The organism is uncultured Shewanella sp., from assembly GCF_947495455.1.
Taxonomy (GTDB): Bacteria; Pseudomonadota; Gammaproteobacteria; order Enterobacterales; family Shewanellaceae; genus Shewanella.
On the sequence record NZ_CANLZC010000096.1, the window covers coordinates 1 to 23,254 of the forward strand.

The following is a 23,254-nucleotide window of genomic DNA, read 5'->3' on the forward strand; positions in this document are numbered from 1 at the left end:
TCGACAGGCAACGAAATAAAACTCGGAAAACCTTGCTATAGCTGTATCTCAAGCAGCTATTTGATCAACAAGGCTCAATCAACAGGCTGCTATTTAAGTACGTTAGTAGGTGATTATAAAACACCCCGCTTCACTTGGTCTCGCTCAATGGATTCAAACAGTGCAGTAAAGTTACCTTCTCCAAATCCCAAATTATTTCGTCTTTGAATGATTTCAATGAAAATGGGACCAAACAAATTTTTAGTAAAAATTTGTAGTAGGTAACCCTTTTCGTCTCCATCAATAAGTATCTGATGTTCTTTTATTTTCTCTCTATCTTCAGTAACCTGAGGCAGCTTTTCAAAAATAGTGTCGTAGTATTCAGGAATAATGTCTAAGGTTTGAATGGCTGAGCCTTTCATGGCGTCTAAAGAGGCAACGATATCTCTACTACTAAAAGCTAAATGCTGAACACCTGGGCCATTATAATCTTTGAGGTATTCATCGATTTGGTTTTTATCATTGCCTTTGCCTTCATTAATGGGAATACAAAAACTGCCATCGGGTGAGCGAAGCGCATAGGAAATGAGTGCCGTTTGGCTGCCTTTAATGTCGAAATAACGGACTTCGGTAAAACCAAAAATATCTTTATAGAAATTAGACCAATATTCCATGGTTCCCTTGTGAACATTATTGGTGAGATGATCGACGGCGAGGAAGCCTTTTTCTTGTGTATAAATTGGGGCTTGAAGATCTTCGAAATCGGTTTGATAAATATTATTTTCTTCACCAAAAGTATCAATGAAGTAAATTAAACTGTCGCCAATGCCATAGATGGCTGGATAAGGAAGATCGGTTTGTTGAGGATCAGCCCCTTTAGCCCCACGTTTGATGGCTATATCGAATGCGAAACGGGCATCTTCCACACGCCAGCCCATAGAACAAATAGCGGGACCGTGAGATTTAGCAAATTCGGCTGAAAAACCTTTGTGCTCTGTATTTAATAAAAAATTAATGTCATTTTGCTGATAATAGAGAATATCTTTGTTCTTAGCTTTTTTGAGTAAAGAAAAACCAAAATCAATGAAAATGTCATGCATATAATTATGATCTGGCGTGGCAAACTCGGTAAATTCAATACCAAGTAGGCCTAATGGATTCTGTTCGCTTGCCATGTGAATATCCTCTTTCAATATACTAATGCTGTGGTGGCTTCGTTGTTATTTTTCTAGCCACGAGCGGTTATAATCATCTTGCATGCAGTTTTTGACATGCGTTGTTAAGTGTAATGGGTTGAAGGTGTCTATCATGACCGCATACTCTATTGTTTCTGTTTTACCGATAGAGGCTTCAGTTCGGCCAGGTTGAGGGCCATGAGGCACGCCTTTTTGGTGTAATGTCATGTATCCCGCTTTAATCCCCGTTCTGCTCATAAAATCACCGTCGACATAATAAATCACTTCGTCACTATCGATATTGTTATGGTAGTAAGGGGCTGGAATAGACAATGGGTGGAAATCATAGGGTCTAGGGACAAAATTACAGATCACAAAATTATGGCCACTAAAGACTAAATGCTCTGATGGAGGCAGGTGAATTTGTCCGACTTTGGGGGCATAATCTTTGATATTAAAGGCCCATGGGTAGACAAATCCATCCCAGCCGACTAAATCAAAAGGATGCCATTCTAGTGATGTATTCTGATATTGATCGCCAAATTTACTGATTAACGTAAAGTCGCCTTGTTCAACAATGGCATCCTCTAACGTGGGAGTACGAATATCACGTTCACAATAGGGCGCAGATTCCAGTAGTTGGCCATATTCATTGCGGAAATGTTTAGGAATTTCAATCATTGAAAATGATTCGATAATCAATAAGCGTACATTATGGTAATCATTAAATTTAAGTTGGTAAGTGGTGCCTCTTGGAATGATTAAATAATCCCACTGTTTGACTTTGATAATGCCATATTCACTGTAGAGTATTCCTTCGCCTTCGTGAATAAAAATCACTTCATCGGCGTAAGCATTACGATAAAACGCATTGGTTTCTTCTGTGACTTGGGCTGTGTAAAAAGCGACATCATTATTGTGAAATATTTTATTTCGAGCACTAAAGAAATGACCTGGCTGATCTGCTTGTGTCGTATCGAGTTTATAATTCTGTATTAATGTATTCTGCCAAGGCTCACCATGAGAAAGAGTATGAGAAGTGACATTTAAGGCTTTGGTGGGCATATTATGGTGATATTTATTGGAGTAAATATTGGCAAAACCATGAGTTGAGAACAATTCTTCTCGGTAAAGTTCACCATTTTCTTTTCTAAATTGAATGTGGCGTTTGTCTGGGATCTGGCCTTGTTTAATATAAAATGGCATGTCTTTCTTCCTCAATGCGAATTACGCAATTTCTTGCACATCATCTCGTTCTCAAAACCAATTTAGTTGCTAAAACAAACAAAAAAAAGAATAATAATTTTATTAAAACCATCAAAATTTTAGATAGTAAACTTAAGTTTACACGAGGTGATGTGATGCGTGTGGATATCGATGTCTTTAAAATGCTTGAAGTGCTTGTTGAAGAGGGAAGCTTTACTAGAGCGGCAGAGCGGTTACACAAGGCCCAATCTGCGATCAGCTATCAAGTCAAAAAATTAGAGCAGCACCTAGGGATCACACTTTTTAGCCGAGATCAATACCGAGCTGAGTTAACGCCTGAAGGGAAAATCATTCTCGCCGAAGGGCGAAAGTTATTGCACAATTTAGCTAATATTGAGCATCTTGCGAGCCGATTTAAGCAAGGTTGGGAGCCTAAATTGGAATTGGTGATTGATGGTGCCTTACCTATGGAACCGATTATGCGGGCTTTGAAGCGATTATCAAGTTATCAAATTCCGACAAAGATCCAGCTAAACATGGAATTTTTAGGTGGGGTACAGCATAGATTTGAGCGCAATAAAGCGGATTTGATGTTGGTAAAAGATTATCGGACGGGTCCTCATTACCAGCCTAAGCCTTTACCTGAAATCACAAGTATCCTTGTTGCCAGTCGTGATCATGTGCTGGCCAATAAAATGCAGCTCAGTTTATATGAATTGCAACATCATGTTGAACTGACTATTGAAGACTCTTCTCCTGAGAAAAATCGTCAAGATGAATTGCAATTTGGTGGAGACAAAGTGTTTTATTTGTCAGGTTTTATGATGAAAAAAAATGCATTATTAATGGGGGTAGGATTTGGGTGGATGCCTGATTTTTTAATTAAGGAGGAGCTTAAAAATGAGACGCTGGTGGAAATTGATTTTATGGGGGGAAGCCGTTTTAGTTTTACTCCACAATTGGTTTCAACCTTAGAGCGGCCGTTGGGAAGAGGGGGGCAATTATTAACTGAGCTAATATTGGATGAATTTGAGCAAGGCTATTTTGTTTGAATGATTTTATATTCATTGTCGTTTTTGTTTGTCATAGCTTGAGTCTTATTCAACAAGCTTTTGTAAACGATATTCAAAAAGGAAAGTGGCAATAAATACGAAATTAGCTAAAATTTTGTGTGATAATGGTTCATTATCAATAAGGAGTTTGATCATAATGCTGTGGCTTTTAACGTTTTATTTTTCTCTTGTGTGTCGTGTTTTCATCAGTGTTATGAATAAGATCCATCATGTGAAATGTTATCGTCGCCTGCTATTATTTTTTCTTTTGTTTTTTTATGTCTCTCCACTTAAAGCCGATACCTTGTATTTAACCTCATTAAATTGGCCTCCGTATGCGAGTGAGCAACTTGAGAATAAGGGAGCTGTGGTGGAAGTGACGCGCGCCGCGTTACGAGCAATGGGGCATGAGCTTGTTGTGGACTTTTATCCTTGGAACCGTGCCGTCAGACTGGCTACTCGCAGTCATACGAAATATTTAGGCTACATTCCAGAGTATATTTTTCCGGCAGATAATGTCGTGTTTTCTGTTGAAATTGGTTCCAGTTTATTGGTTATTGTTGAAAATAAAGATAATCCTATTTACTGGGAAAAATTGTCTGATTTAAATCAGTACAGCATTGGTGTGGTGAAAGGTTATGTCAATACTCAAGAATTTGATGGCATGATAGCGTCGGGTCTGCAACGAGTGGAGACGGTGACTTCAGACGATCAAAATATTCGCAAAGTGGTGTCTGGTAGAGTCAATGGTGCTGTAATTGATTTGCATGTATTAAAATACTTATTAGCCAGGGAAGGAATGGAACCCTTAAAAGAGAGAATACAAGTGAACCCACGTTCTCTCGTTGAAAAGCAGCTATTTATTGCATTTCGAAATACGCCAGAGGGAAGAAGGTGGCGGGATATTGTTAATGAAGGCTTAGCTAAAATTGATGTTGATGCGTTAATGGAAGCGAGCATGCCAATGACTAATTCGCATTGATCAAAAAGGGTTTGAACAATGCGAATTGGTATGATTACTGTGTCGAAATGATGGTTTGACCTATCGGAATGACAGTAAGCTTGGCAAGTTTCAAATGTTGAAAAGCAAAAGGTATGCCTATAATAGTGATGGCACTGGCAATGGCACTGGCACTGGCACTGGCAATGGCGCAGATAATATGACCGATAGCGAGCCAGAAACCTACTAAAAGAAACCAAATAATATTCCCTAGCATACCAAAAGTCCCTGTGCCTATGTCGCTGTGTCCCGTTATAGTCTGTCTGTTAACAGCATTTTGACCAAATGGCCAAAACGTCATTTCACCAATGATAAAACAGGACTTGGCAAAAGGGATCCCAATGATACTGATGATACAAATTAGCCCAGCTAGCCACCATGCTAATCCCATAATGAAGCCGCCCATAATAAACCAAGCGATGTTAAATGCTAAGCGAAATACACCCATTCAATGCTCCTTGTTGCAGTGATTTGTTTATGGTTAATCTTGTTCACTGGTGGTGAATACCATTACCATTTGCGAACATGATGTAGAATAATGCTAATTTCATGCCATATTTTAACGTACTGTTTTTAAGGTTTTTTATTGTTTTTTTTTGTTGACTTATTGATTTTCACATTCTTTTTTAATGATATTGGCTATTCTGTTTTCGTTTTGACTATCGGCAGCGTAAAATAGTAAAAGGATTGGATTTTGTGGATGATATGATTTGTGAAGTTAGCTGATACACCTGTGGAGAAGATTGATTTTTTTGGCCATTCTGTTTTTGTTAAACGAGATGATTTATTGCATCCAGAGTTTTCGGGTAATAAAGCCCGTAAATTTCGCTATTTTTTAGATCATGATTTTCCTCATGTGAAGCGCCTCATTAGTTTTGGCAGTCCTCAATCAAATTCAATGTATTCTCTGTCGGTGTTAGCCAAATTAAAAGGCTGGCAATTTGACTTTTATGTGGATCATATTGCGAAACAAATTCTTAATGCCAATGAAGGCAATTTTAGTCAAGCGCGGCACAATGGGACGAATTTTATTGATTTGAGTACTGTGTCTGATAGGCAAGGAAGGAGCTGCTCGACTTATATTGAGGATTTGCTATCAAAGGAGGATGAAACCACTTTGTTTATTTCGGAAGGGGGACATTGCGATTTTGCTCAATATGGTGTGTCTTTATTAGCGGCAGAAATTGTTGCTTGGATGAAAATTGAGCAATTGGGTCAATTAGTGGTGTTCTTACCTTCTGGAACCGGTACAACAGCCCTGTATTTAGCGACGTATTTTAAAGCCCATGATTGTCCCATTGAAGTCATGACTTGTGCTGCGGTGGGGGACAGTGATTATCTTAAGCAGCAATTTTCAGTATTGGTTGGGGATACCGCTTGTTTTCCTACAGTATTAGAAAGTGGCAAGAAATACCATTTCGGTAAGTTGTATTACGCTTTTTATGAGATGTGGCAGCGATTGAATAAAACCGGTATTGAGTTTGATTTACTCTACGATCCCTTAGGTTGGATAGTGTTGCAGTCATTTTTGACCCGTAATGACAAAAGGCCTGTGTTATATCTTCATCAAGGAGGCTTATTAGGGAATGCGAGTATGTTACCTCGATATCGAAGGAAATTTGATTGAATTGGGTGAGTCGTGTTTAACAAAGACATTCAGAAGAGATTGTCTTTTGACCTTACTAACCATTTGGCCAGGTGATGTATCTGTGAAAAGGATACGACCTGAACCAAATGAGTTGACTTTGAAAGCTGTACAATAACAGTCCTAACTGTTTGTTTTAGTAACAAACATTCGATACGAATGAGAGGAAAGAGTATCGAAAAGTCGTTTTTACTTTTTACGCTTTATTTATTGCTTGTGAGAAGCCATTTCATAAACTTGAGTGCTTCAGTACGTTTTGAAAAAGTTTCTCTATTTTTGCCTCGACTATCAGTGAAAGCGATAGAAGATTTATTGACTGAAATGGAGTTAACTGGAAAGTCGACTGTAATTTCATGTCCATTTACTCGGTATGACATAGGCCACACTCCTTTTTTAATCAAACTGCCTTAGCTGGCAGTGGGGTTTTTAATAATAAAATATCCTTAGCGAATCGCAAAAGATGAACATTTAAGTGTTTTGATACACTCTTTTAAATAGCATATAGAAATCAGTCTGTCCAAATATTACCGACGATTAATCTATAAACTGTGATCTATCAAAATACTTTCGATCAGTGAAACACACTGTTGTGACAGTAACATGACGATGTGATCAGATGGAGTTTTTTACGTTAGCTGTGAAGAAAATCAAACCTATTAACGGGGGGATTTGCAGCAATAAAACATATATGAGAACACCAAAAACGCGCTTAGGTTATTAGATGAGCAAACACTTGTCAAGTTTTGTACAAAACTAAGTATAAAGAGAGAGTAAAGAAGGAGCTGTAGCTCATTGGGTATCTGATTAGATACCTAAGCACATCTTTAGGTGATGCGCTTAGGTATTCGTGCATTATTCGGCTTCGATGTTGACCAAGGCAGTCGCGAGCTCAATAGGATCGACTTCAAGGCAGGTTTGGTTTTCAACCCAGTTGACACCGATTAAGACGCCATCATCATTGAGATCACTTATCCATTCTTCTAATAAGTTTTCAAGAGTGATTGATACCGCTTGATAATGGGCCCATTCTTCAGTGCAATGGCTTTTGGCTTGGGTTTCATTAGACCATAATGGCATCACGTCGGTATTTTCAAATTCGGCAGAATCACAGACAACCCAACCTTCACCGGCTTCATCTTGTAAACCCCAAACCCGCTGTTGCTCTTTAACATTGTTAATAAAAGTGTCCAATATAGGATCGCTATTTGTCATAGTGGTTCTCTTGGCTGGATGACAGAGTGAATAAGGCGTTAGTGTGCAACTGCCGTGAGGGTTAATCAAGCTTTAATGATTAAAAAGCAATGAAAAGAACAAGGGTAAGGAATATTGTATTAAAAATGAGAACTAAAGGGTTAAATTATGGTCAACTTGATTAAATTTGCCGATTTTTTATCGGTTCTATTAGGAACCTATGGTGCTTTAGTCTAGAGTGATGACTAAGTTTGAATCGAATATCTTAATTTTTTGGGAGTCTTCTGGTTTATGAAATTTATCCCCTTAGCGTCAATGCTCATCTTTTCAACTGTTTACATTCCAACTGTTTCGGCACAAGACTTTCAGACTTGTGTGAAAGGCTTACAAGCTACCGCCAAAGAGCAGGGCTTATCTCAAGAGATTATTGACCATACTCTGGCTAAAGTGAAATATGTTCCTCGCGTGGTGGAACTGGATAATCAGCAACCTGAATTTAGTCAAACTTTTGAAGGCTATTACAATAAGCGGGTGACGGAAGCACGAGTGCAGCAAGGTAGGCAGTTATTAAAAGAAAATCGTCAATTTTTAGAGCAGCTCACTAAACAGTATGGTATTCCGCCACAATATTTATTGGCTTTTTGGGGGCTAGAGACAAATTTTGGCAGTTATAAAGGAAAAATGCCTGTATTAGACTCTCTAGCCACTCTGGCTTGCTTACCGAGGCGAAGTGAGTATTTTACGGGTGAGTTAATGCAAGCCTTAAAATTGAAACAGAAATATGGTTTCAATCAAGAAGACATGGTGGGGTCTTGGGCAGGAGCGATGGGGCATACGCAATTTATGCCTTCGGCTTATGCAAAATATGCCATTGATGCAGATGGAAGCGGTAAGGCTGATCTGTGGAATAGTCAAGTTGATGCGTTGACATCAGCAGCTTATTTTTTACAGCAACTGGGTTGGCATCGAAATGAACGTTGGGGAAGAGAGGTGATTTTGCCTCGCGGCTTTTCTTATGACAATGTGGGTAAAGCCCAAAGGAAGTCGTTAGCACAGTGGTCTGAGCTAGGGCTTCTTAATACTAACCGTACGGCGTTAAGTACGCCCAATATGCAGGCCAGTTTATATCTTCCTTCTGGCCATTTGGGGCCGGCTTTTTTAGCTTATGAGAATTTTGATGTGATCATGCGTTGGAATCGTTCTACTTTTTATGCGCTTGCAGTGGGTAGGTTGGCAGATCGTATCAATGGTGGTGGAGTATTAACAAATGTCCCTCCTAAACAGCCTAGATTAAGCCGTGAAAAATTAAAAGCCTTGCAGATCTCACTGAATGAAAAAGGCTTTGATGTGGGTGAGGCTGATGGTGTCATGGGATCGCGTTCCATAAAAGGGTTACAAGACTATCAGCAGAGTCAAGGCCTCATTGCCGATGGGTATCCAAGTGTGGCGACTTTAGAATCTTTGGGAGTATCACGATAGTTTTCAGTGATGAAACGGACAAAAGAGCTAGAGCCAACGGCTTGCATTTGGTAAGCTTTCGCTATCAATAAGAGTGAAGGATAGTTATGAGTATTAATGATGATATGGTCGTGCAGTTTAATTATACATTGCGTGATGAAAAAGGTGATGTATTAGAAACCAATGAAGGGCATGATCCCATCGCTTATTTACACGGCCATGACAATATGATGCCGGGTGTGGAAAAGTCAATTGCGGGTAAAGAAGTGGGCGAAAAATTCACTGTTACTTTACCTGCTGCTGAAACCTATGGCGAGCGTAATGAAGACGCTGAACAACGTGTGTCAGTGAAACATTTACAAGGGGCTAAAGTGTGGAAGCCCGGTATGAGAGCACTGATAAATACCGATCAAGGGCAACGCCAAGTGACGGTTGTTAAAGTGGGTAAATTTATGGCTACTGTGGATGTTAATCATCCATTAGCGGGTCGAGAACTGACTTTTGATATTGAACTGCTGAATGCCCGTGAAGCCACAGCGGAAGAAATTGCCCATGGCCATGCACATGGTAAAGGTGGTCATCAGCATTAATCGCACTTTAAATGCTTAAAGCCCAAGGCGTTCATTTACATGACGTTGTTGGGCTTTTTTTAATCATGAGAACATTATGATTATTGTTTTTTCCCAAGGTAAGATCATTGTGACACCTGATGAAGTGCAGATCCGTTTGGGCCAAGCCACTCTTTATGGTATGGCGGAAGATATCAAGTTTAAAATGGATGTGCAAATCATGTATGCGGACGCCGGCGCGGTGCGCTGGAGCATCAAGTTGGATTCTGCAGAACAGCTATTACAGATAAAAAATACATTAATGATATAAGGAATGAAGATGTCAGTGGTACCATTGGAACGTATTACGATTGAGCCAAAGGGCGTCGCGAATGCCTGTGTGATTTGGTTGCATGGTTTGGGTGATTCAGGCGCGGGTTTTGCCCCTGTTGTGCCTGCGTTAGGATTAAAAACTGATCATAGTATTCGCTTTGTTTTTCCTCATGCCCCTGAGCAAGCTGTGACCATTAATGCAGGTTATGTGATGCGTTCTTGGTATGACATTAAGGGAATGGATTTATTAGATAGAGCGGATTTACCCGGTGTGTTGGCTAGTGAAGCGCGGGTTAAGGCATTAATTGAAGAACAAGAAGCCTTAGGGATCAGTGCGGATCGCATTATTTTGGCAGGTTTCAGTCAAGGTGGAGTGATGAGCTTATTTACTGGGCTTCGTTATTCGAAAAAGTTGGCTGGTATCATGGGGCTCTCTTGTTATTTACCGTCAGGTGATAAGCTACCGAATGATGTCAGCGAGCAAAATCGCTCAACGGCGATATTACAACATCACGGACTACAAGATGAAGTCGTTCCTCATCAAGCGGGAGTAATGGCGAGAAAGGCTTTACTTGCTGCTGGATATCAAACCCAATGGCAGGAATATACTATGGGGCATAATGTGTTGCCTCAACAATTATTGGATATTGGTCGTTGGTTAACGGCTCGGCTTTCTTGAATAAGTAGCCTAATTAAAAAGATGAATGTTACAACGTCATTTTCTAAGTGTTTAATCCCCATTGCTTAGCATTTTAAAATGACGTCTACTCAATCCCCCCTCTTTGAATTGAAGATTGATTGTTACACTACTTTTACTAATGACGACTTTATGTTTTATTCATGTGTTAAGTGATGTCTGATTTGTATATTTCAATTTAATAATATGCCCTTGTGTTATACATAAGTCTAATTCATTCGTTTTATTCAATTCATCAAAGTCTTGTCTGTGCTAGGATCCGCCGCCGAAATAGATGTGAATGTTTTTGATTAACTTTCTGATTAACTTTTTTGATAAAAAATTGCATTGTCAAAATAAGAATGAAAAAGGTGAATGCAGCATGATAATAAAGCTCGTTAAGGTGGCCGTGTGGATAGGGCTGGCCGTTTCTCTCTCTGCTTGTGATTGGATAGAGCAGAGTGATGCATTAATAACAGACGGATCAGATTTAAACTTGGCTAAGACTGAGGTGCCGAGTTGTGAAGCTGCGGGTGATGATTGTATTCATTTTACGGTATTACATACCAATGATAATCATGGGCGATTTTGGCACAATCAAGAAGGGGAATACGGCATGGCGGCCCGTAAGACCTTAGTTGACAGCATTCGTCATGAGGTGAGAGCGGCTGGTGGAGAAACCTTACTCTTATCAGGAGGCGATATTAATACTGGGGTACCTGAGTCTGATCTGCAAGATGCTAAACCTGATTTTATAGGCATGAACTTAATAGGCTACGATGCTATGGCTGTGGGGAATCACGAGTTTGATAACCCCTTATCAGTTTTAGATAAGCAACGTGAATGGGCAAACTTTCCTATGCTTGCGGCCAATATTTATAAGGCCGATGGGACCCGTTATTTTGCGCCCTATAAAATCTTTGATCTGAACGGGCTCAGAGTGGCTGTTATCGGTTTAACCACTCAAGATACCGCTAAGTTAGGTAATCCAGAATTTGTTAATGTACTGACCTTTACCGATCCTGCCATTGAAATTGCCAAAGTGATTAAAGAGCTTAAGGCGAATAATGCCGCTGATGTGATTTTTGCCACAACCCATATGGGTCATTTTGCTGACGGGCATTTTGGCAGTAATGCGCCGGGTGATGTGATGATGGCGCGTTCACTGAAACCTGGATTGTTGCAAGCTGTTTTTGGTGGGCATTCTCAAAACCCTGTGTGCATGGAGCCCAACAGCAAGCATTATGCGCAGTTTCAACCCGGTGATGAGTGTGTACCCGATAGACAAAATGGCGCTTATATTATGCAAGCCCATGAATGGGGAAAATATGTGGGCCGAGCTGACTTTGAATATTATGGCGGGGAGCTACACCTTGTTAATTATCAGCTTATTCCAGTTAATTTAGTCAAGCCTAAACGGAATGAGAAAGGTAAGCTTGTCTTTGATACTCAAGGTAAAGTCGTGAACACTTGGGTTCAATCTTATATTCAACCTGACAATAAAGTGTTGGCTGCATTAGAGCCGTATCAAATGCAAGGGCAAGAAGAGCTCGATCAAGTGGTCGCTAAAACCGACGGTGTCTTTGATGGTGCACGGGATCATGTGCGTTTCATGCAAACGAATTTAGGCCAATTAATTGCGAAAGTGCAAAGCCAAAAACTCAATGCCGATTTTGGGATCATGAATTCAGGCGGGGTACGGGATTCGCTGCCAGCGGGTAAAATCAGTTATCGCGATGTCTTGATGGTGCAACCTTTCGGTAATTTATTCAGTCTAGCCACTATGACAGGCACACAATTACGTGAGTATTTAGGCAACGTCGCGGCAATGCAACGTGATTCTGGTGGTTATGCTCAGATCACCAATGTCAAAATGTCGGTAGACTGTGTGGCAAAAACGGTGAATATCAGCAAAATTAATGGTCGTGATTTTAAAGACACGGACACATATACCTTTAGTATTCCCAGTTACAGTGCTGCGGGGGGAGATGGTTATCCTATCATTGATGCTGTTGCAACAGGGCATGTGGATGCTGATGTATTGTTTCAATTTTTCAAAGATACAAAAAATGTATCGGTTGCGGATTATACGCCTTCAGGGGATATTCTCTATGAAAACTCAGATAGCCCATTAGGTTGCCAAGTGTCTGTAGCACTTTAACCATAGGGCAACATTTACCTTCTTTCTTCCCGAGTGAGAAAAAGTGAAAAGTCGAGCTTTTTATTTTTTCTCGCTGTTTCCTTCGTCTCTTATTTATTCCCTATTTATTCTTCATTTTTTCTGTTTTTACGCTTAACGCTGCCTTAAGCAATATCATTAGCGATAAACAGAATCATCTATTATTTATTTTTCTGTATATTTTTCGTACTTAAAGGGGCGTTTATTATTAATAATAGGGTGCTCTTTACAATTGTTATCTTTATTTGTCACACAAAGTAAATTCCACTTTAGTTTATTCATTGTTCTTAATTTAGTGTTTATTGGTATTTGTTGTTAATAGCTTTAAACTCAAAGCATTATAATTTTACACTGTTATTTTTACATCAGTTTGAATGTGAAATAAATAATGATTGTTTTTATTTGTGTTTATTTTACTTGTTTAAAAAGTAACTATAAAAACAAATAAATTACAAATTGTCATATTTTTGACACATATTGAGTTTTTTTTTTGCTAGAATGGGTGCCAGCGAAATAAGAATAATGATGCGTTATCGCTAAATTATAATAATGACAAATAAAAATAATAGGTTGATATGATGAATAAAAAATTACTTAAGGGATTGGTAGCGACAGCAGTATTAACCGCACTTGCTGGTTGTGGTAGCGACGATGATAATAACAATGTGACAACACCTGAAATTGCGACGAGCTGCGCAGAAGCCGGTGATGCTTGCTCTACATTTACACTGCTTCATACTAATGATAACCATGGTCGTTTCTGGGAGAACAGTGATGGCGAGTATGGTATGGCAGCGCGTATGACACTCGTCAATCAAATTCGTGATGAAGTTGAAGCCAATGGTGGTGAAGTCTTATTACTGTCTGGTGGTGATGTGAATACGGGTGTACCGCGTTCTGATCTACTCGATGCCAAGCCTGATTTTGTGGGCATGAACTTGATTAAATATGATGCCATGGCAGTGGGTAACCATGAGTTTGATAATTCATTAGATGTCTTGGAAATGCAACGTGAACTTGCTGATTTTCCAATGTTAGCGGCAAATATCTATAAAAAAGATGATAACGGTGAGTTCACCGAGCGTTATTTTGATGCTTATAAAATCTTTGAGGTGAGTGGTCTGCGTGTGGCTGTGATTGGTTTAACCACAGAAGATACGGCTAAATTGGGTAATCCTGAGTATATCAGTGAACTTCAATTTACTGATCCTACTACGGAAGTGGCTAAAGTGATTGCTGAAATCAACGAAGCAGAAGCTGCTGATGTTATTTTTGCCGCGACCCATATGGGACATTATGCAGATGGTGCTAATGGCAGCAATGCTCCAGGTGATGTGGCTATGGCGCGCAAGCTAGAAGCGGGTTTATTAGATGGTATTGTGGGTGGACACTCTCAAAATCCGGTTTGTATGGAAGCGGGTACTGACACTTATGCCGATTTCAGTGCGGGTGATGAATGTACACCGGATCAACAAAATGGGACTTACATAATGCAAGCTCACGAGTGGGGTAAGTATGTTGGACGTGCCGATTTTGAATATTATGAAGGTGAATTGCACCTTGCTAACTATCAGCTTATTCCCGTTAACATACTTGGAAAAGTGGTTGATGAAGAGGGTAATGAAACAGAGCAATTAATTGGCGACAGAATTGAAGCCGATCCCTTTGTTCAAGAGATTTTACGGACTTATCAAGATCAAGGCAGTGAAGCCTTGCTGGAAGTTATTGCGACAACGGATGGCAAGCTTGAGGGCGATCGTGAAGTCGTACGTAATGGGCAAACTAACTTAGGTCACTTGATTGCTGAAGCGCAAAAGAGTAAAGCGGGCATCGATGCTGACTTTGCTGTCATGAACTCAGGTGGTGTACGTGCATCCATTGAAGCCGGTGAAGTGACTTATGAAGATGTGTTAACCGTTCAACCTTTTGGTAACACTGTGACTAAGAATACCTTAACCGGTGCAGAAATTGCTGACTATTTAGGTACAGTCGCGACTTTCCAATTAGGCTCAGGTGCCTATGCGCAGCTTAAAGGGATTTCAATGGATGTCGACTGTGAAACCAATACCGTTGCGATCAGTGATATTAATGGTAAAGGTTTTAGCGAAACGGAATCTTATACTTTTACAGTGCCTAGCTATAATGCAGCAGGTGGTGATGGTTACCCCGCACTTGATGGTGCTATCATGACAGGCTTTGTCGATGCAGATGTGCTTTATGACTTCTTTAAAGCGCAAGGTGTCATCGCGGTAGCAGATTACATGCCAATAGGTAATGTGGTCTACCAAAACTCTAACAGCGACTTAGGTTGTCACGTAACGTCTGAATAAGCCTAATCAATAAAAGTTTGAGCGGATCTTTATTCGATCCGCTTGTTATGATGAAAACTGAAAAAAGGTAGCCAATGGCTACCTTTTTTATTTGCTATATTTGTGAATAGTGAAAATCAAGTTTAAAGCTTCATGGCTTTTTCACCACGGGATAAGCCAACCACACCAGAGCGTGAAATTTCAACCACCTTAGTAAACTCAGATAAAGCGGCAATGCACGCATCGAGTTTTTCTGTGGTGCCTATGGTTTGTACTGTGTACAAGTTTGCCGTGACATCCACAATTTGCCCGCGGAAAATATCGGTCGTCCGTCTGACTTCCTCGCGGCTATCGCCTTGGGCTTTCACTTTGATGAGCGCTAATTCTCGCTCAACATGGGGGCTTTCACTGATATTTAATACTTTTATGACGTCAATCAGTTTATGGAGCTGCTTTTCGATTTGCTCTAAAATGGCTTCATCGGCTTTCACGGTAATAGTGAGGCGTGAAAGGGTGTCATCGTCAGTTGGGGCTACTGTTAAGGTTTCAATGTTATATCCCCGTTGTGAGAAAAGCCCGACGACACGAGATAAGGCGCCAGATTGGTTTTCAAGTAAAATAGATATAATACGACGCATTAGCTTTTCTCCGTTTTGCTGAGCCACATTTCATTCATTGCACCGCCGCGAATAAGCATGGGGTAGACATGCTCAGTTTCATCGACGCTAATATCCACAAACACCAATTTATCTTTCATGGCTAGGGCTTCGCCCAGTTTTGATTCCAGCTCGGCAGGATCATCTATGGTTATGCCAACATGGCCATAGGCCTCTGCAATTTTTGCAAAATTTGGCACAGAGTCCATATAAGATTGTGAATGGCGACCAGAATAAATCATATCTTGCCATTGTTTGACCATGCCCAGAAAACGGTTATTTAAATTGATGATTTTAACAGGAACACCATATTGCAATGCCGTTGACAGCTCTTGAATATTCATTTGAATAGAACCATCACCTGTGACACAAACCACGGTTTCTTCTGGTAAGGCCATTTTTACGCCCATGGCGGCGGGTAAACCAAATCCCATGGTGCCTAAGCCACCTGAGTTTATCCAGCGACGCGGTTTATCAAAGGGATAATAAAGTGCGGCAAACATTTGATGTTGGCCGACATCAGAGCTCACATAAGCATCGCCATTAGTGAGTTTATGCAAGGTCTCGATGACTTGCTGGGGCTTAATGCGGAAGCTGGTTTTATCATAGGCAAGGCAATTGCGTGTTCGCCACTGTTGAATATCAGTCCACCAATGATCCAGCGCGGCTTTATCGTTATCTTTTGTAGGATCGTCTGCTAGCAGCGCTAACATGCTATCGAGAATATTATCTGCTGAGCCGACAATGGGAATATCAACTCGCACCGTTTTTGAAATAGAAGAGGGATCGATATCGATATGTAAAATAGTGGCATTGGGACAGTACTTGTCAACATTGTTGGTGGTTCTATCATCGAAGCGCACACCAATACCAAAAATAAGATCGCAGTTATGCATGGTCATATTGGCTTCATATGTCCCGTGCATGCCGAGCATGCCAAGACATTGATGGTGTGTGCCAGGAAAGGCACCGAGTCCCATGAGTGTGGTGATAACTGGAATATTGAGTTTTTCAGCTAAGGTAATGATTTGTTTATCACAGCCAGAAATAATGGCGCCACCGCCGACATAAAGAACGGGTTTTTTTGCACTTAATAAAGCTTGTAAGCCACGACGGATCTGCCCTTTATGACCATTGGTCGTAGGATTATAAGAGCGCATTTTGATGGCTTCAGGATATTGATATTCATGTAAGAGTTCGGGATTCAAACAATTTTTGGGAATATCAACGACCACTGGACCTGGGCGGCCTGAAGAGGCTAAGTAAAAGGCTTTTTTGATGATAGCGGGAATATCTTTGGCGTCTTGCACTAAAAAGCTATGTTTAACGATAGGGCGAGAAATACCTATCATGTCACATTCTTGAAATGCATCATTACCTATTAAGGTGCTGTGGACTTGTCCTGATAAAACCACCATAGGGACAGAGTCCATATAGGCCGTTGCAATGCCCGTGATGGCATTGGTTGCGCCAGGACCTGATGTCACTAAGACGACACCGACTTTACCTGTAGCGCGTGCGTAGCCATCGGCCATATGCACTGCAGCTTGTTCATGTCGAACAAGAATATGATCAATATCTGATTTTTCATGCAATGCATCATAGATATCCAGCACAGATCCACCAGGATAGCCGAATATATGTTTGACACCTTCATCGATGAGCGATCGAACGATCATACTCGCGCCAGATAACATTTCCATTATTTAATCCTCATAAGTTACCGCTGCGGTAGGCAGTATCTTGCTACAGCGACGGTAATCGCTTGAATAAATGAGTGCAGATGGTGATCTTTACTCGTTTGTACCTAAGCTAAAAGTGCTTAACAGGGAAGAACGCCTGCGACATCTTGTGGAATATGGTACTCGACTGTCATAACAGTTATTCCATAATATGAAAATTGATCGGCTTTACAAGTGTTTTAAATCAAAAAAAAAGCTTAGTTGAATTTTTTTCAGTATTAAAAAAAAATAAACAACATTTTCTTTAACAATAATATTGTTTATTTTTTCATTATTAACGAAAAACTTTAATGGCTATTTCATGTGATAAGCGGCTAAATGTGAAGTGACCTTATGGGTGACTTTTCTGTATGCGACTTTTTTATGTGTGACCTTTTTTTATGTGGATCAGGGTTTGCAGTACTGCAGCAATAATAACTGCACAGAGCATAAGAGTCGCAAAGGGAGTGGCGCTGTTTTTGGCAAATAAAGCCAGAATGGGTCCGCCTAATGCACCGCAACCAAACTTGAGGGTGCCGATCACCGCTGAAGCTGTACTGATCTCCTTTTGAAACTTCATCAAGACAATGGCATCAGCATTGACCGACATGATCCCTAAACAGCCCATTAGCGGAGTGAGGGCGGCTGCCGTATAGCGGTAATCTAAATTTAACATATTAAAGGTTAATAAAAAGGCGCCAGCAATGACCGCTAAGACTGTCGCAATACGTAATAATGCATCGGCACCAAAGCGAGTGACTAGGCGGCTATTGATGACGTTTGCTAACATTAATGCGCCTACGTTAGCGGTGAAAATAATGGCAAATTGCTCTGGAGGAAGGCCAAAGACGTCCATAAACACAAAAGGAGAGGCGGTTATATAACTAAAAAAGGCGAATGAGATCACAAAACTCACCATGATATTTAAGGCAACGCCTGGTTTAGTGAATACGATTTTATAGTTTTTAAGAAAAGAGACTTGGTTTAGTGGATCTTTCTGCTTATTGTGCGGCATGTCATTGGGCAGCTTTAATTGATATAACGCAATAATCGTAATAATGAAAGCGTAAGCGGATGTGAGGAGAAAAATCATGTGCCAATTGCCTAAGGTGAGAATAAAACTACCGATACTGGGGGCAATTAATGGGGCGAGCATCATGATGAGCATGACATAAGACATGCCTTTGGCGGTATCTTTGCCATAAATGTCTTTGACATAACTTGGAATAACAACGGTGGCGGCAGCCCCTGATAATGCTTGCAAAAAACGCAATATCAAGAAAAGTTGAATATGGGTGGTTAGAGCAAGTGCTAAGCTGGTGAGCATGAAACTAATAAGCCCAAAAATAACAAAATGTCGCCTTCCCCATTTGTCGGCTAAAGGGCCAAAGACAAACATACCCGCAGAATACCCTAACAAATAAAGGCTCACGGATTGCTGAATATCTGTAATAGGGGTATGAAATTCAGTGGCCAGCATCGTCATGGCAGGAAGGTACATATCGATGGCAAGGGGGGTGATGGCAATAATGGCTGCTAATAATGGAATAAGGCGCGTAAATTGTGGTGCGGCGGGAAGAGAATGAGTCGACATGGCGTTTAATGGCTCTTAAATACGAGTAAGCAAAAATAGGTGCAAATGATAATCTTGTCTTTTGATACTTATCAAAGCGAATAGTGGCCAAGCATAACATACATTATGGGGATGATTGTTTGTTCTTACTTGGCGGCGAAAGGAGATAGGTCTAAAAGAAGATTAATTGGAGGGAGCGTTATTTTTTATTAATACATGCAAGAATTGAGTTAATTAAATGTATTTTTTTGGGTGGTATTTTTTTAAAATAAATCGCTTTATGCCTTTCAATGATAGAGAAACTGGTAGCTTAGTTTTCTTTAATTTAGTATATGTCAATGGTTTAAGGCCTAATAAGGTTGAGATAGCTTTTATTTTCAGTTGTTTAGCCTTAACTTTAAGCAATCACTTATTTTCGATTGTATGACATTTAATCTAATCTCATTAAGATAAAAAAATATGAATAATCTTTCACTTCCGTTGAAAATAGTGCTGATTGTGCTATGGGCGGTAACCAGTTATTTTATTGGCCATGGATTGGTTGAGCAGGCGGATACTCAGTTAGGCATTTTCATGCTAGTGTTATTCGCTGGGCTGTGGATGACGGAGATCATTCCCTTATCTGTTTCGGCTATTTTAGTGCCCGTGGTGGCAGCCTTGACTCACGTTTTAAGCTTTAAAGCGGGAATGACCAATTTCTCCTCCAGTATTATTTATCTTTTTATGGGTGGCTTTACCCTTGCCGCGTTATTAAATAAACACGGCATTGACCGCTGGTTAGCATCAACGGTCACTAAGATCACTGGAGGACATCTATGGCGGACCATTATTTTATTCTTTTCCGTTGTCTCTTTGTTATCCATGTGGATGAGTAATACTTCGACCACAGCCATGATGCTGCCTATTGCTATTGGATTAATTGATAAGCAATATATTCGAATGCGTGCCTTTGTGATTTTAGGTACCGCTTATGCGGCTAATATTGGAGGGCTAGCCACCATAGTCGGTTCACCGCCAAACGGTATTGCGGCTGCGGCATTGAATATGGACTTTTTAACTTGGCTAAAAGTCGGCTTGCCTACCACTTTGCTTATGTTCCCTGCGGTATTATTGGCTTTGTATGTGGTTATTCGTCCAGAAAAGAATGCTCAAGTGGTGCATTTATCCGCTGATGAGTCAATGCGCTGGACGCCAGAAGCGAAAGGCTCCATAGCGCTGTTTATGTTTACGGTTGTGTGCTGGGTGTTTGCCAAACCTATCGGTGACTTTTTAGCTGTAGATGGTTTCGATCGTTTAATTGCCTTAATGATCACCGCTGCGGCCCCTGCCTTAAAGTTGATTAGTTGGAAAGAACTTGAGCGCCAAATTGATTGGGGGATCTTGTTGTTATTTGGTGGCGGTTTGTGTCTTTCTATGGTCCTTAAAGAAACGGGAACTTCTGCTTGGTTCGCCGAAGCATTGATGTCTGCACTTGAAAATGCACCTGCTTGGTTCTTAGTGATTGCCTGTATCAGTTTTATGATTTTCTTAACGGAGTTGGCCTCTAATACGGGATCGGCGGCGATCCTCATTCCTATTATGATAGCCCTTGCGGATCAATTTAATCCGGCGATTACTTATTCACTGGTTTTTGGTGTCGGAGTAGCGGCAACTTGTGCCTTTATGTTGCCGGTGGCAACACCACCTAATGCGCTGGCTTATGCAACTGGTGAGGTGAAGCAAAGCCAGATGCTAAAAGCGGGCATGCTTTTAAATATTATCGGTATTTTTGTGGTTTACTTGTGTGTCAGTTTGTTTTCTTAGTTCCTAGCTAGAGTGTGAGCATAGCTTCGAGGGCTTTGAGGTAATAGCTTTGAGGTAATAGCTTGAGGATATCGTTGGTGGATATAGACTCGTTTCTTGCCTATTGCCTATTGCCTATTGCCTTTGTTTAAGGTTTAAGGTTTAAGCGTTTTTATTTAAACTTTAGCCATTGTCACTTTAGCCATTGTCACTTGAGCCAGTCGGTGATTTGAAAGCCTGATTTTCACAGAGAAAATCAGGTTTTTTTATGGCTATTTAACGCGATAAGTTTTACATTACCGCTAATTTTTAAAAGTATAATCTTGAGTACCATTATGGCCCGGACTGCGAGTGCGCTGCACATTTTAGTAAAACATAAAGAACAAGCTGAAGAGATTATAAACAAGCTTGAAAAAGGCGCTAAGTTTCACGTCTTAGCCAAAAAGTATTCGACCTGCCCGTCGGGTAAAAAAGGGGGAGATCTCGGTGAATTCCGCCAAGGGCAAATGGTGCCACAATTTGACAAGGCCGCCTTTAAAGGGGAAATTTTAGTGCCACAACTCGTTAAAACCAAGTTTGGGTGGCATGTCATCAAGGTCTTGTATCGGACTTAATCGTCCTCTTTCTTTGTGACCATTTATTCAATGGTCACGATATTGATATTTATAAAGAGACTATTCTTGTGGTCATTCTTGCTAATGATTTCCATCATGTTCGATGAGCGTGAGCTTTCACATGAAAGCTGATGATATTTATATTTAAGAATGTTTTTCAATTAGTTAAGATTATTTTGATTACATTAGTTCAGTTGTACTTATTGTCTGCCGCAGGCTTTTGTGCAGATACTCCTGCTAGACGCTGTGAAGCCATCCATGGCCGTTTTACGGTTTCATCCTTGAAACCGAAACTAGCAGGCGCATCTACACGGGGGGTTAAGAGCAAAAGCGAAAGCTTAAAGAAGAGTGTTTCTTCGAATACGGGTTTATCTCACTACCTACATTCTAATGCTGTTCAAGGTTAGACAAAGAAAAAGCGTTATTCAATCAGTTGTGAGGCGGATCATGGATTTAGGCTTGTTTTTCCGTTTTTTTATTAGTTAAAAAACATTTTATTTACATAAGTAACGTTTGAGGGTATGTTGCTGGGTGATGTGATAGTGAAGTTATTGGTTTTCATACTTAATAGAGTAAATTATGCAATACAGTATGTTAGTAGTGTGCCAGATGCTTTAACAAGAGTAGTGGTCTGACATGATAAACGCGCATGCGCACTATACAAAGGTTAGCCATTCTCCGTAACTATCAAGGATTGAGTCAAATTGGACGAATTAGAAAGTATCATTGAAAAGTACACTGATGGCTATATTCAAGAGCATATTTATTCCATAGAAAAGCTTAATATTTTTGCCGCTATCTTTTATAAAGATGTGGCCGAGATATACGACTGCATCACAAGGGTAAGAAATGTTGAATTAAACCCATCAGGATATTCTCTAGACGATGCGCCGATTATGGGCTTGTTAATTAAAGTTTGGAAGTTACTTAAAGAAATAGTCGCATACTATGAAAAAGATAATGCAGAGATTATAAGTATCCTAGAACGCCCTTTAGTAGAGTCTGCCATAACTGCTAGCTATCTAATAAAATCTGACTCCCAAGTTGTTGAAGACTATAGAAAAATATCGTACAAAGACCGTTTACGTATTTTACGTGAATTAAAACAAGGAGATGTCTTTTTTGAAAGTAAGGCTGGAAAAAGGCTGCTTAAATCGGTTCAAGAAAAACTTGAATTGGAAGGCTTCGATGAAAACTCATTTCAAGAACAGAAGAAAAACAGGTGGAAACTACAAGGCAAAAATTTCTTTGAAATCTTTAAGGAAGTAGAAGACGAAAAATTGTATACGTCAACTTTTGGCATGATGTCAGAATCAATACACGCGTCATGGAATGATAGTCTCGATTGGTGCTTGTACAGGAATGAAGACAATACTTTTGATCCTTTTCCATTCTACCATCCACCAGATATACGTTTTTTAACTACTACCTTAATCTTTTGTAATCGACCATATAAGCTGTGGCTAAACCACATAGGTATTACTGATAAATATTTAATGGACATCCTTCAATGGGTAGAGAATATCAATTCAATTCTTTATGTTCATTTTGATAAGTTGTATGGTAATGAACATGGCTAACAAGCTGTTAAACAAGGACAAAAAAACAGTTGGTTTTGCTCCTTCGTCACTAATTTTAACCAACTATTTTATGCCTCTTAATGAGGCGTTAGGTGCCATAAGGTTATGCTTCGAACTATTGCTTTAAATTTAGGTCTTCTAGTTACATTTGTTGCTCAAGCATCTGCACCGATAGAGTCTGTTCAGCTAGATCAAACTCTGGCAAGCAAACTTGGATTTATTATCGAATTTTCTCGTGATAAAGAGGCTACTAACCTCAGCGTTGCAGGCCCTAAAGAGTTAAATGGTTGCGCGCCGTTGAAAGTAGGTACAGCAATACTAAATAAAGATAATTTAGACATTGCCTTAAGTATTTCTGAAGTTAATAAGGGAGCTAATCCAAAAAGCTTTGGTTATATTCGTAATGTTACTGACAACAAATTACTATTATTTATTGACTACATATGCCCAGTTGGACGTCAACATCAAAGTCGTAGATACGAGCTATGGTCAAGCAGCACCTAACAAGAGACTATGGTGTCAATCGTTAATTTCAAGCTTTTGATGCTTTCCACAAAACGCCATCTCTTAACATTGA

At 40.1% G+C, this 23,254-nt stretch carries 21 protein-coding genes; 13 read left to right on the forward strand and 8 right to left on the reverse strand.

Annotated features, from left to right (window positions below; translation table 11 throughout):
• Positions 1–113: 113 nt before the first annotated feature.
• Together hppD and Q0791_RS19565 are read right to left on the reverse strand one after the other, a co-directional pair.
• The gene (gene hppD, locus Q0791_RS19560; RefSeq protein ID WP_299010102.1) at positions 114–1,154 is read right to left on the reverse strand and encodes a 4-hydroxyphenylpyruvate dioxygenase; all 1,041 of its coding nucleotides are present in this window, start codon (positions 1,152–1,154) and stop codon (positions 114–116) included.
• 45 nt (positions 1,155–1,199) lie between these two features.
• A complete protein-coding gene (locus tag Q0791_RS19565) occupies positions 1,200–2,360 on the reverse strand; it encodes a homogentisate 1,2-dioxygenase (RefSeq protein WP_299010103.1) in 1,161 nt (386 codons plus the stop codon).
• Between the two features lie 155 nt (positions 2,361–2,515).
• On the opposite strand from Q0791_RS19565, the gene Q0791_RS19570 reads away from it, so the two are divergent.
• Both Q0791_RS19570 and Q0791_RS19575 read left to right on the forward strand, forming a co-directional pair.
• On the forward strand, positions 2,516–3,412 hold the full coding sequence (locus Q0791_RS19570; protein ID WP_299010104.1) for a LysR family transcriptional regulator: 897 nt from the start codon (positions 2,516–2,518) through the stop codon (positions 3,410–3,412).
• A gap of 157 nt (positions 3,413–3,569) precedes the next feature.
• On the forward strand, positions 3,570–4,394 hold the full coding sequence (locus Q0791_RS19575) for a transporter substrate-binding domain-containing protein (protein WP_299010105.1): 825 nt from the start codon (positions 3,570–3,572) through the stop codon (positions 4,392–4,394).
• A 34-nt stretch (positions 4,395–4,428) separates the two neighbouring features.
• On the opposite strand, the gene Q0791_RS19580 is transcribed toward Q0791_RS19575, so the two are convergent.
• A complete protein-coding gene (locus Q0791_RS19580; RefSeq protein ID WP_299010107.1) occupies positions 4,429–4,860 on the reverse strand; it encodes a YccF domain-containing protein in 432 nt (143 codons plus the stop codon).
• A gap of 264 nt (positions 4,861–5,124) precedes the next feature.
• Between Q0791_RS19580 and Q0791_RS19585 the strand changes: the two genes are divergently transcribed.
• Positions 5,125–6,039 carry a pyridoxal-phosphate dependent enzyme gene (locus tag Q0791_RS19585; protein WP_299010109.1) on the forward strand — a complete coding sequence of 305 codons (915 nt, stop codon included), beginning with the start codon at positions 5,125–5,127 and terminating at the stop codon, positions 6,037–6,039.
• A gap of 221 nt (positions 6,040–6,260) precedes the next feature.
• Here Q0791_RS19585 and Q0791_RS19590 read toward each other — a convergent pair whose 3' ends face one another.
• Entirely contained in the window at positions 6,261–6,434 is a 174-nt protein-coding gene (locus tag Q0791_RS19590) for a hypothetical protein (protein ID WP_299010111.1), read from the reverse strand.
• 475 nt (positions 6,435–6,909) lie between these two features.
• Entirely contained in the window at positions 6,910–7,269 is a 360-nt protein-coding gene (locus Q0791_RS19595; RefSeq protein ID WP_299010113.1) for a DUF2750 domain-containing protein, read from the reverse strand.
• A gap of 270 nt (positions 7,270–7,539) precedes the next feature.
• Between Q0791_RS19595 and Q0791_RS19600 the strand changes: the two genes are divergently transcribed.
• From Q0791_RS19600 to ushA (Q0791_RS19625), 6 genes are all read left to right on the forward strand, one after another.
• Complete coding sequence (locus Q0791_RS19600; RefSeq protein ID WP_299010115.1) at positions 7,540–8,727, forward strand: lytic murein transglycosylase; 1,188 nt, start codon at positions 7,540–7,542, stop codon at positions 8,725–8,727.
• Positions 8,728–8,813: 86 nt separating this feature from the next.
• The gene (locus Q0791_RS19605; protein ID WP_299010117.1) at positions 8,814–9,296 is read left to right on the forward strand and encodes a peptidylprolyl isomerase; all 483 of its coding nucleotides are present in this window, start codon (positions 8,814–8,816) and stop codon (positions 9,294–9,296) included.
• 76 nt (positions 9,297–9,372) lie between these two features.
• Positions 9,373–9,585 (forward strand): DUF3389 family protein, encoded by a 213-nt coding sequence (locus tag Q0791_RS19610; protein ID WP_299010118.1) that lies wholly within the window; start codon positions 9,373–9,375, stop codon positions 9,583–9,585.
• Positions 9,586–9,594: 9 nt separating this feature from the next.
• Positions 9,595–10,266, forward strand: coding sequence for a carboxylesterase (locus tag Q0791_RS19615; RefSeq protein WP_299010121.1), 672 nt, complete (start codon positions 9,595–9,597; stop codon positions 10,264–10,266).
• Between the two features lie 379 nt (positions 10,267–10,645).
• Positions 10,646–12,424 carry a bifunctional UDP-sugar hydrolase/5'-nucleotidase UshA gene (ushA, locus tag Q0791_RS19620; RefSeq protein ID WP_299010124.1) on the forward strand — a complete coding sequence of 593 codons (1,779 nt, stop codon included), beginning with the start codon at positions 10,646–10,648 and terminating at the stop codon, positions 12,422–12,424.
• A gap of 596 nt (positions 12,425–13,020) precedes the next feature.
• Positions 13,021–14,772 (forward strand): bifunctional UDP-sugar hydrolase/5'-nucleotidase UshA, encoded by a 1,752-nt coding sequence (ushA, locus tag Q0791_RS19625; protein ID WP_299010147.1) that lies wholly within the window; start codon positions 13,021–13,023, stop codon positions 14,770–14,772.
• Positions 14,773–14,894: 122 nt separating this feature from the next.
• Here ushA (Q0791_RS19625) and ilvN read toward each other — a convergent pair whose 3' ends face one another.
• The 3 genes from ilvN to Q0791_RS19640 form a co-directional block, all read right to left on the reverse strand.
• Positions 14,895–15,389, reverse strand: coding sequence for an acetolactate synthase small subunit (gene ilvN / locus Q0791_RS19630; RefSeq protein ID WP_299010127.1), 495 nt, complete (start codon positions 15,387–15,389; stop codon positions 14,895–14,897).
• Entirely contained in the window at positions 15,389–17,110 is a 1,722-nt protein-coding gene (locus tag Q0791_RS19635) for an acetolactate synthase 3 large subunit (protein WP_299010130.1), read from the reverse strand. Before Q0791_RS19635 ends, ilvN begins: the two co-directional genes overlap by 1 nt.
• 400 nt (positions 17,111–17,510) lie before the next feature.
• A complete protein-coding gene (locus tag Q0791_RS19640; protein WP_299010133.1) occupies positions 17,511–18,722 on the reverse strand; it encodes a multidrug effflux MFS transporter in 1,212 nt (403 codons plus the stop codon).
• Positions 18,723–19,160: 438 nt separating this feature from the next.
• Here Q0791_RS19640 and Q0791_RS19645 point away from each other — a divergent pair, with 438 nt between their 5' ends.
• The 4 genes from Q0791_RS19645 (at position 19,161) to Q0791_RS19660 (ending at position 23,181) form a co-directional block, all read left to right on the forward strand.
• Positions 19,161–20,504: an SLC13 family permease gene (locus Q0791_RS19645; protein WP_299010136.1), complete on the forward strand. Its 1,344-nt coding sequence runs from the start codon at positions 19,161–19,163 to the stop codon at positions 20,502–20,504.
• Between the two features lie 314 nt (positions 20,505–20,818).
• A complete protein-coding gene (locus Q0791_RS19650) occupies positions 20,819–21,097 on the forward strand; it encodes a peptidylprolyl isomerase (protein ID WP_299010138.1) in 279 nt (92 codons plus the stop codon).
• 704 nt (positions 21,098–21,801) lie between these two features.
• On the forward strand, positions 21,802–22,677 hold the full coding sequence (locus Q0791_RS19655; protein ID WP_299010141.1) for a DUF5677 domain-containing protein: 876 nt from the start codon (positions 21,802–21,804) through the stop codon (positions 22,675–22,677).
• 105 nt (positions 22,678–22,782) lie between these two features.
• A complete protein-coding gene (locus tag Q0791_RS19660; protein ID WP_299010144.1) occupies positions 22,783–23,181 on the forward strand; it encodes a hypothetical protein in 399 nt (132 codons plus the stop codon).
• The last annotated feature ends 73 nt before the right edge of the window (positions 23,182–23,254 follow it).

Excerpts from the sequence above, each read along its gene's own strand:
- hppD (WP_299010102.1), bottom strand. The coding sequence starts at position 1,154 with ATGGCAAGCGAACAGAATCCATTAGGCCTACTTGGTATTGAATTTACC.
- Q0791_RS19565 (WP_299010103.1), bottom strand. The coding sequence starts at position 2,360 with ATGCCATTTTATATTAAACAAGGCCAGATCCCAGACAAACGCCACATT.
- Q0791_RS19570 (WP_299010104.1), top strand. The coding sequence starts at position 2,516 with ATGCGTGTGGATATCGATGTCTTTAAAATGCTTGAAGTGCTTGTTGAA.
- Q0791_RS19575 (WP_299010105.1), top strand. The coding sequence starts at position 3,570 with ATGCTGTGGCTTTTAACGTTTTATTTTTCTCTTGTGTGTCGTGTTTTC.
- Q0791_RS19580 (WP_299010107.1), bottom strand. The coding sequence starts at position 4,860 with ATGGGTGTATTTCGCTTAGCATTTAACATCGCTTGGTTTATTATGGGC.
- Q0791_RS19590 (WP_299010111.1), bottom strand. The coding sequence starts at position 6,434 with ATGTCATACCGAGTAAATGGACATGAAATTACAGTCGACTTTCCAGTT.
- Q0791_RS19595 (WP_299010113.1), bottom strand. The coding sequence starts at position 7,269 with ATGACAAATAGCGATCCTATATTGGACACTTTTATTAACAATGTTAAA.
- Q0791_RS19600 (WP_299010115.1), top strand. The coding sequence starts at position 7,540 with ATGAAATTTATCCCCTTAGCGTCAATGCTCATCTTTTCAACTGTTTAC.
- Q0791_RS19605 (WP_299010117.1), top strand. The coding sequence starts at position 8,814 with ATGAGTATTAATGATGATATGGTCGTGCAGTTTAATTATACATTGCGT.
- Q0791_RS19610 (WP_299010118.1), top strand. The coding sequence starts at position 9,373 with ATGATTATTGTTTTTTCCCAAGGTAAGATCATTGTGACACCTGATGAA.
- Q0791_RS19615 (WP_299010121.1), top strand. The coding sequence starts at position 9,595 with ATGTCAGTGGTACCATTGGAACGTATTACGATTGAGCCAAAGGGCGTC.
- ushA (WP_299010124.1), top strand. The coding sequence starts at position 10,646 with ATGATAATAAAGCTCGTTAAGGTGGCCGTGTGGATAGGGCTGGCCGTT.
- ushA (WP_299010147.1), top strand. The coding sequence starts at position 13,021 with ATGAATAAAAAATTACTTAAGGGATTGGTAGCGACAGCAGTATTAACC.
- ilvN (WP_299010127.1), bottom strand. The coding sequence starts at position 15,389 with ATGCGTCGTATTATATCTATTTTACTTGAAAACCAATCTGGCGCCTTA.
- Q0791_RS19635 (WP_299010130.1), bottom strand. The coding sequence starts at position 17,110 with ATGGAAATGTTATCTGGCGCGAGTATGATCGTTCGATCGCTCATCGAT.
- Q0791_RS19640 (WP_299010133.1), bottom strand. The coding sequence starts at position 18,722 with ATGTCGACTCATTCTCTTCCCGCCGCACCACAATTTACGCGCCTTATT.
- Q0791_RS19645 (WP_299010136.1), top strand. The coding sequence starts at position 19,161 with ATGAATAATCTTTCACTTCCGTTGAAAATAGTGCTGATTGTGCTATGG.
- Q0791_RS19650 (WP_299010138.1), top strand. The coding sequence starts at position 20,819 with ATGGCCCGGACTGCGAGTGCGCTGCACATTTTAGTAAAACATAAAGAA.
- Q0791_RS19660 (WP_299010144.1), top strand. The coding sequence starts at position 22,783 with ATGCTTCGAACTATTGCTTTAAATTTAGGTCTTCTAGTTACATTTGTT.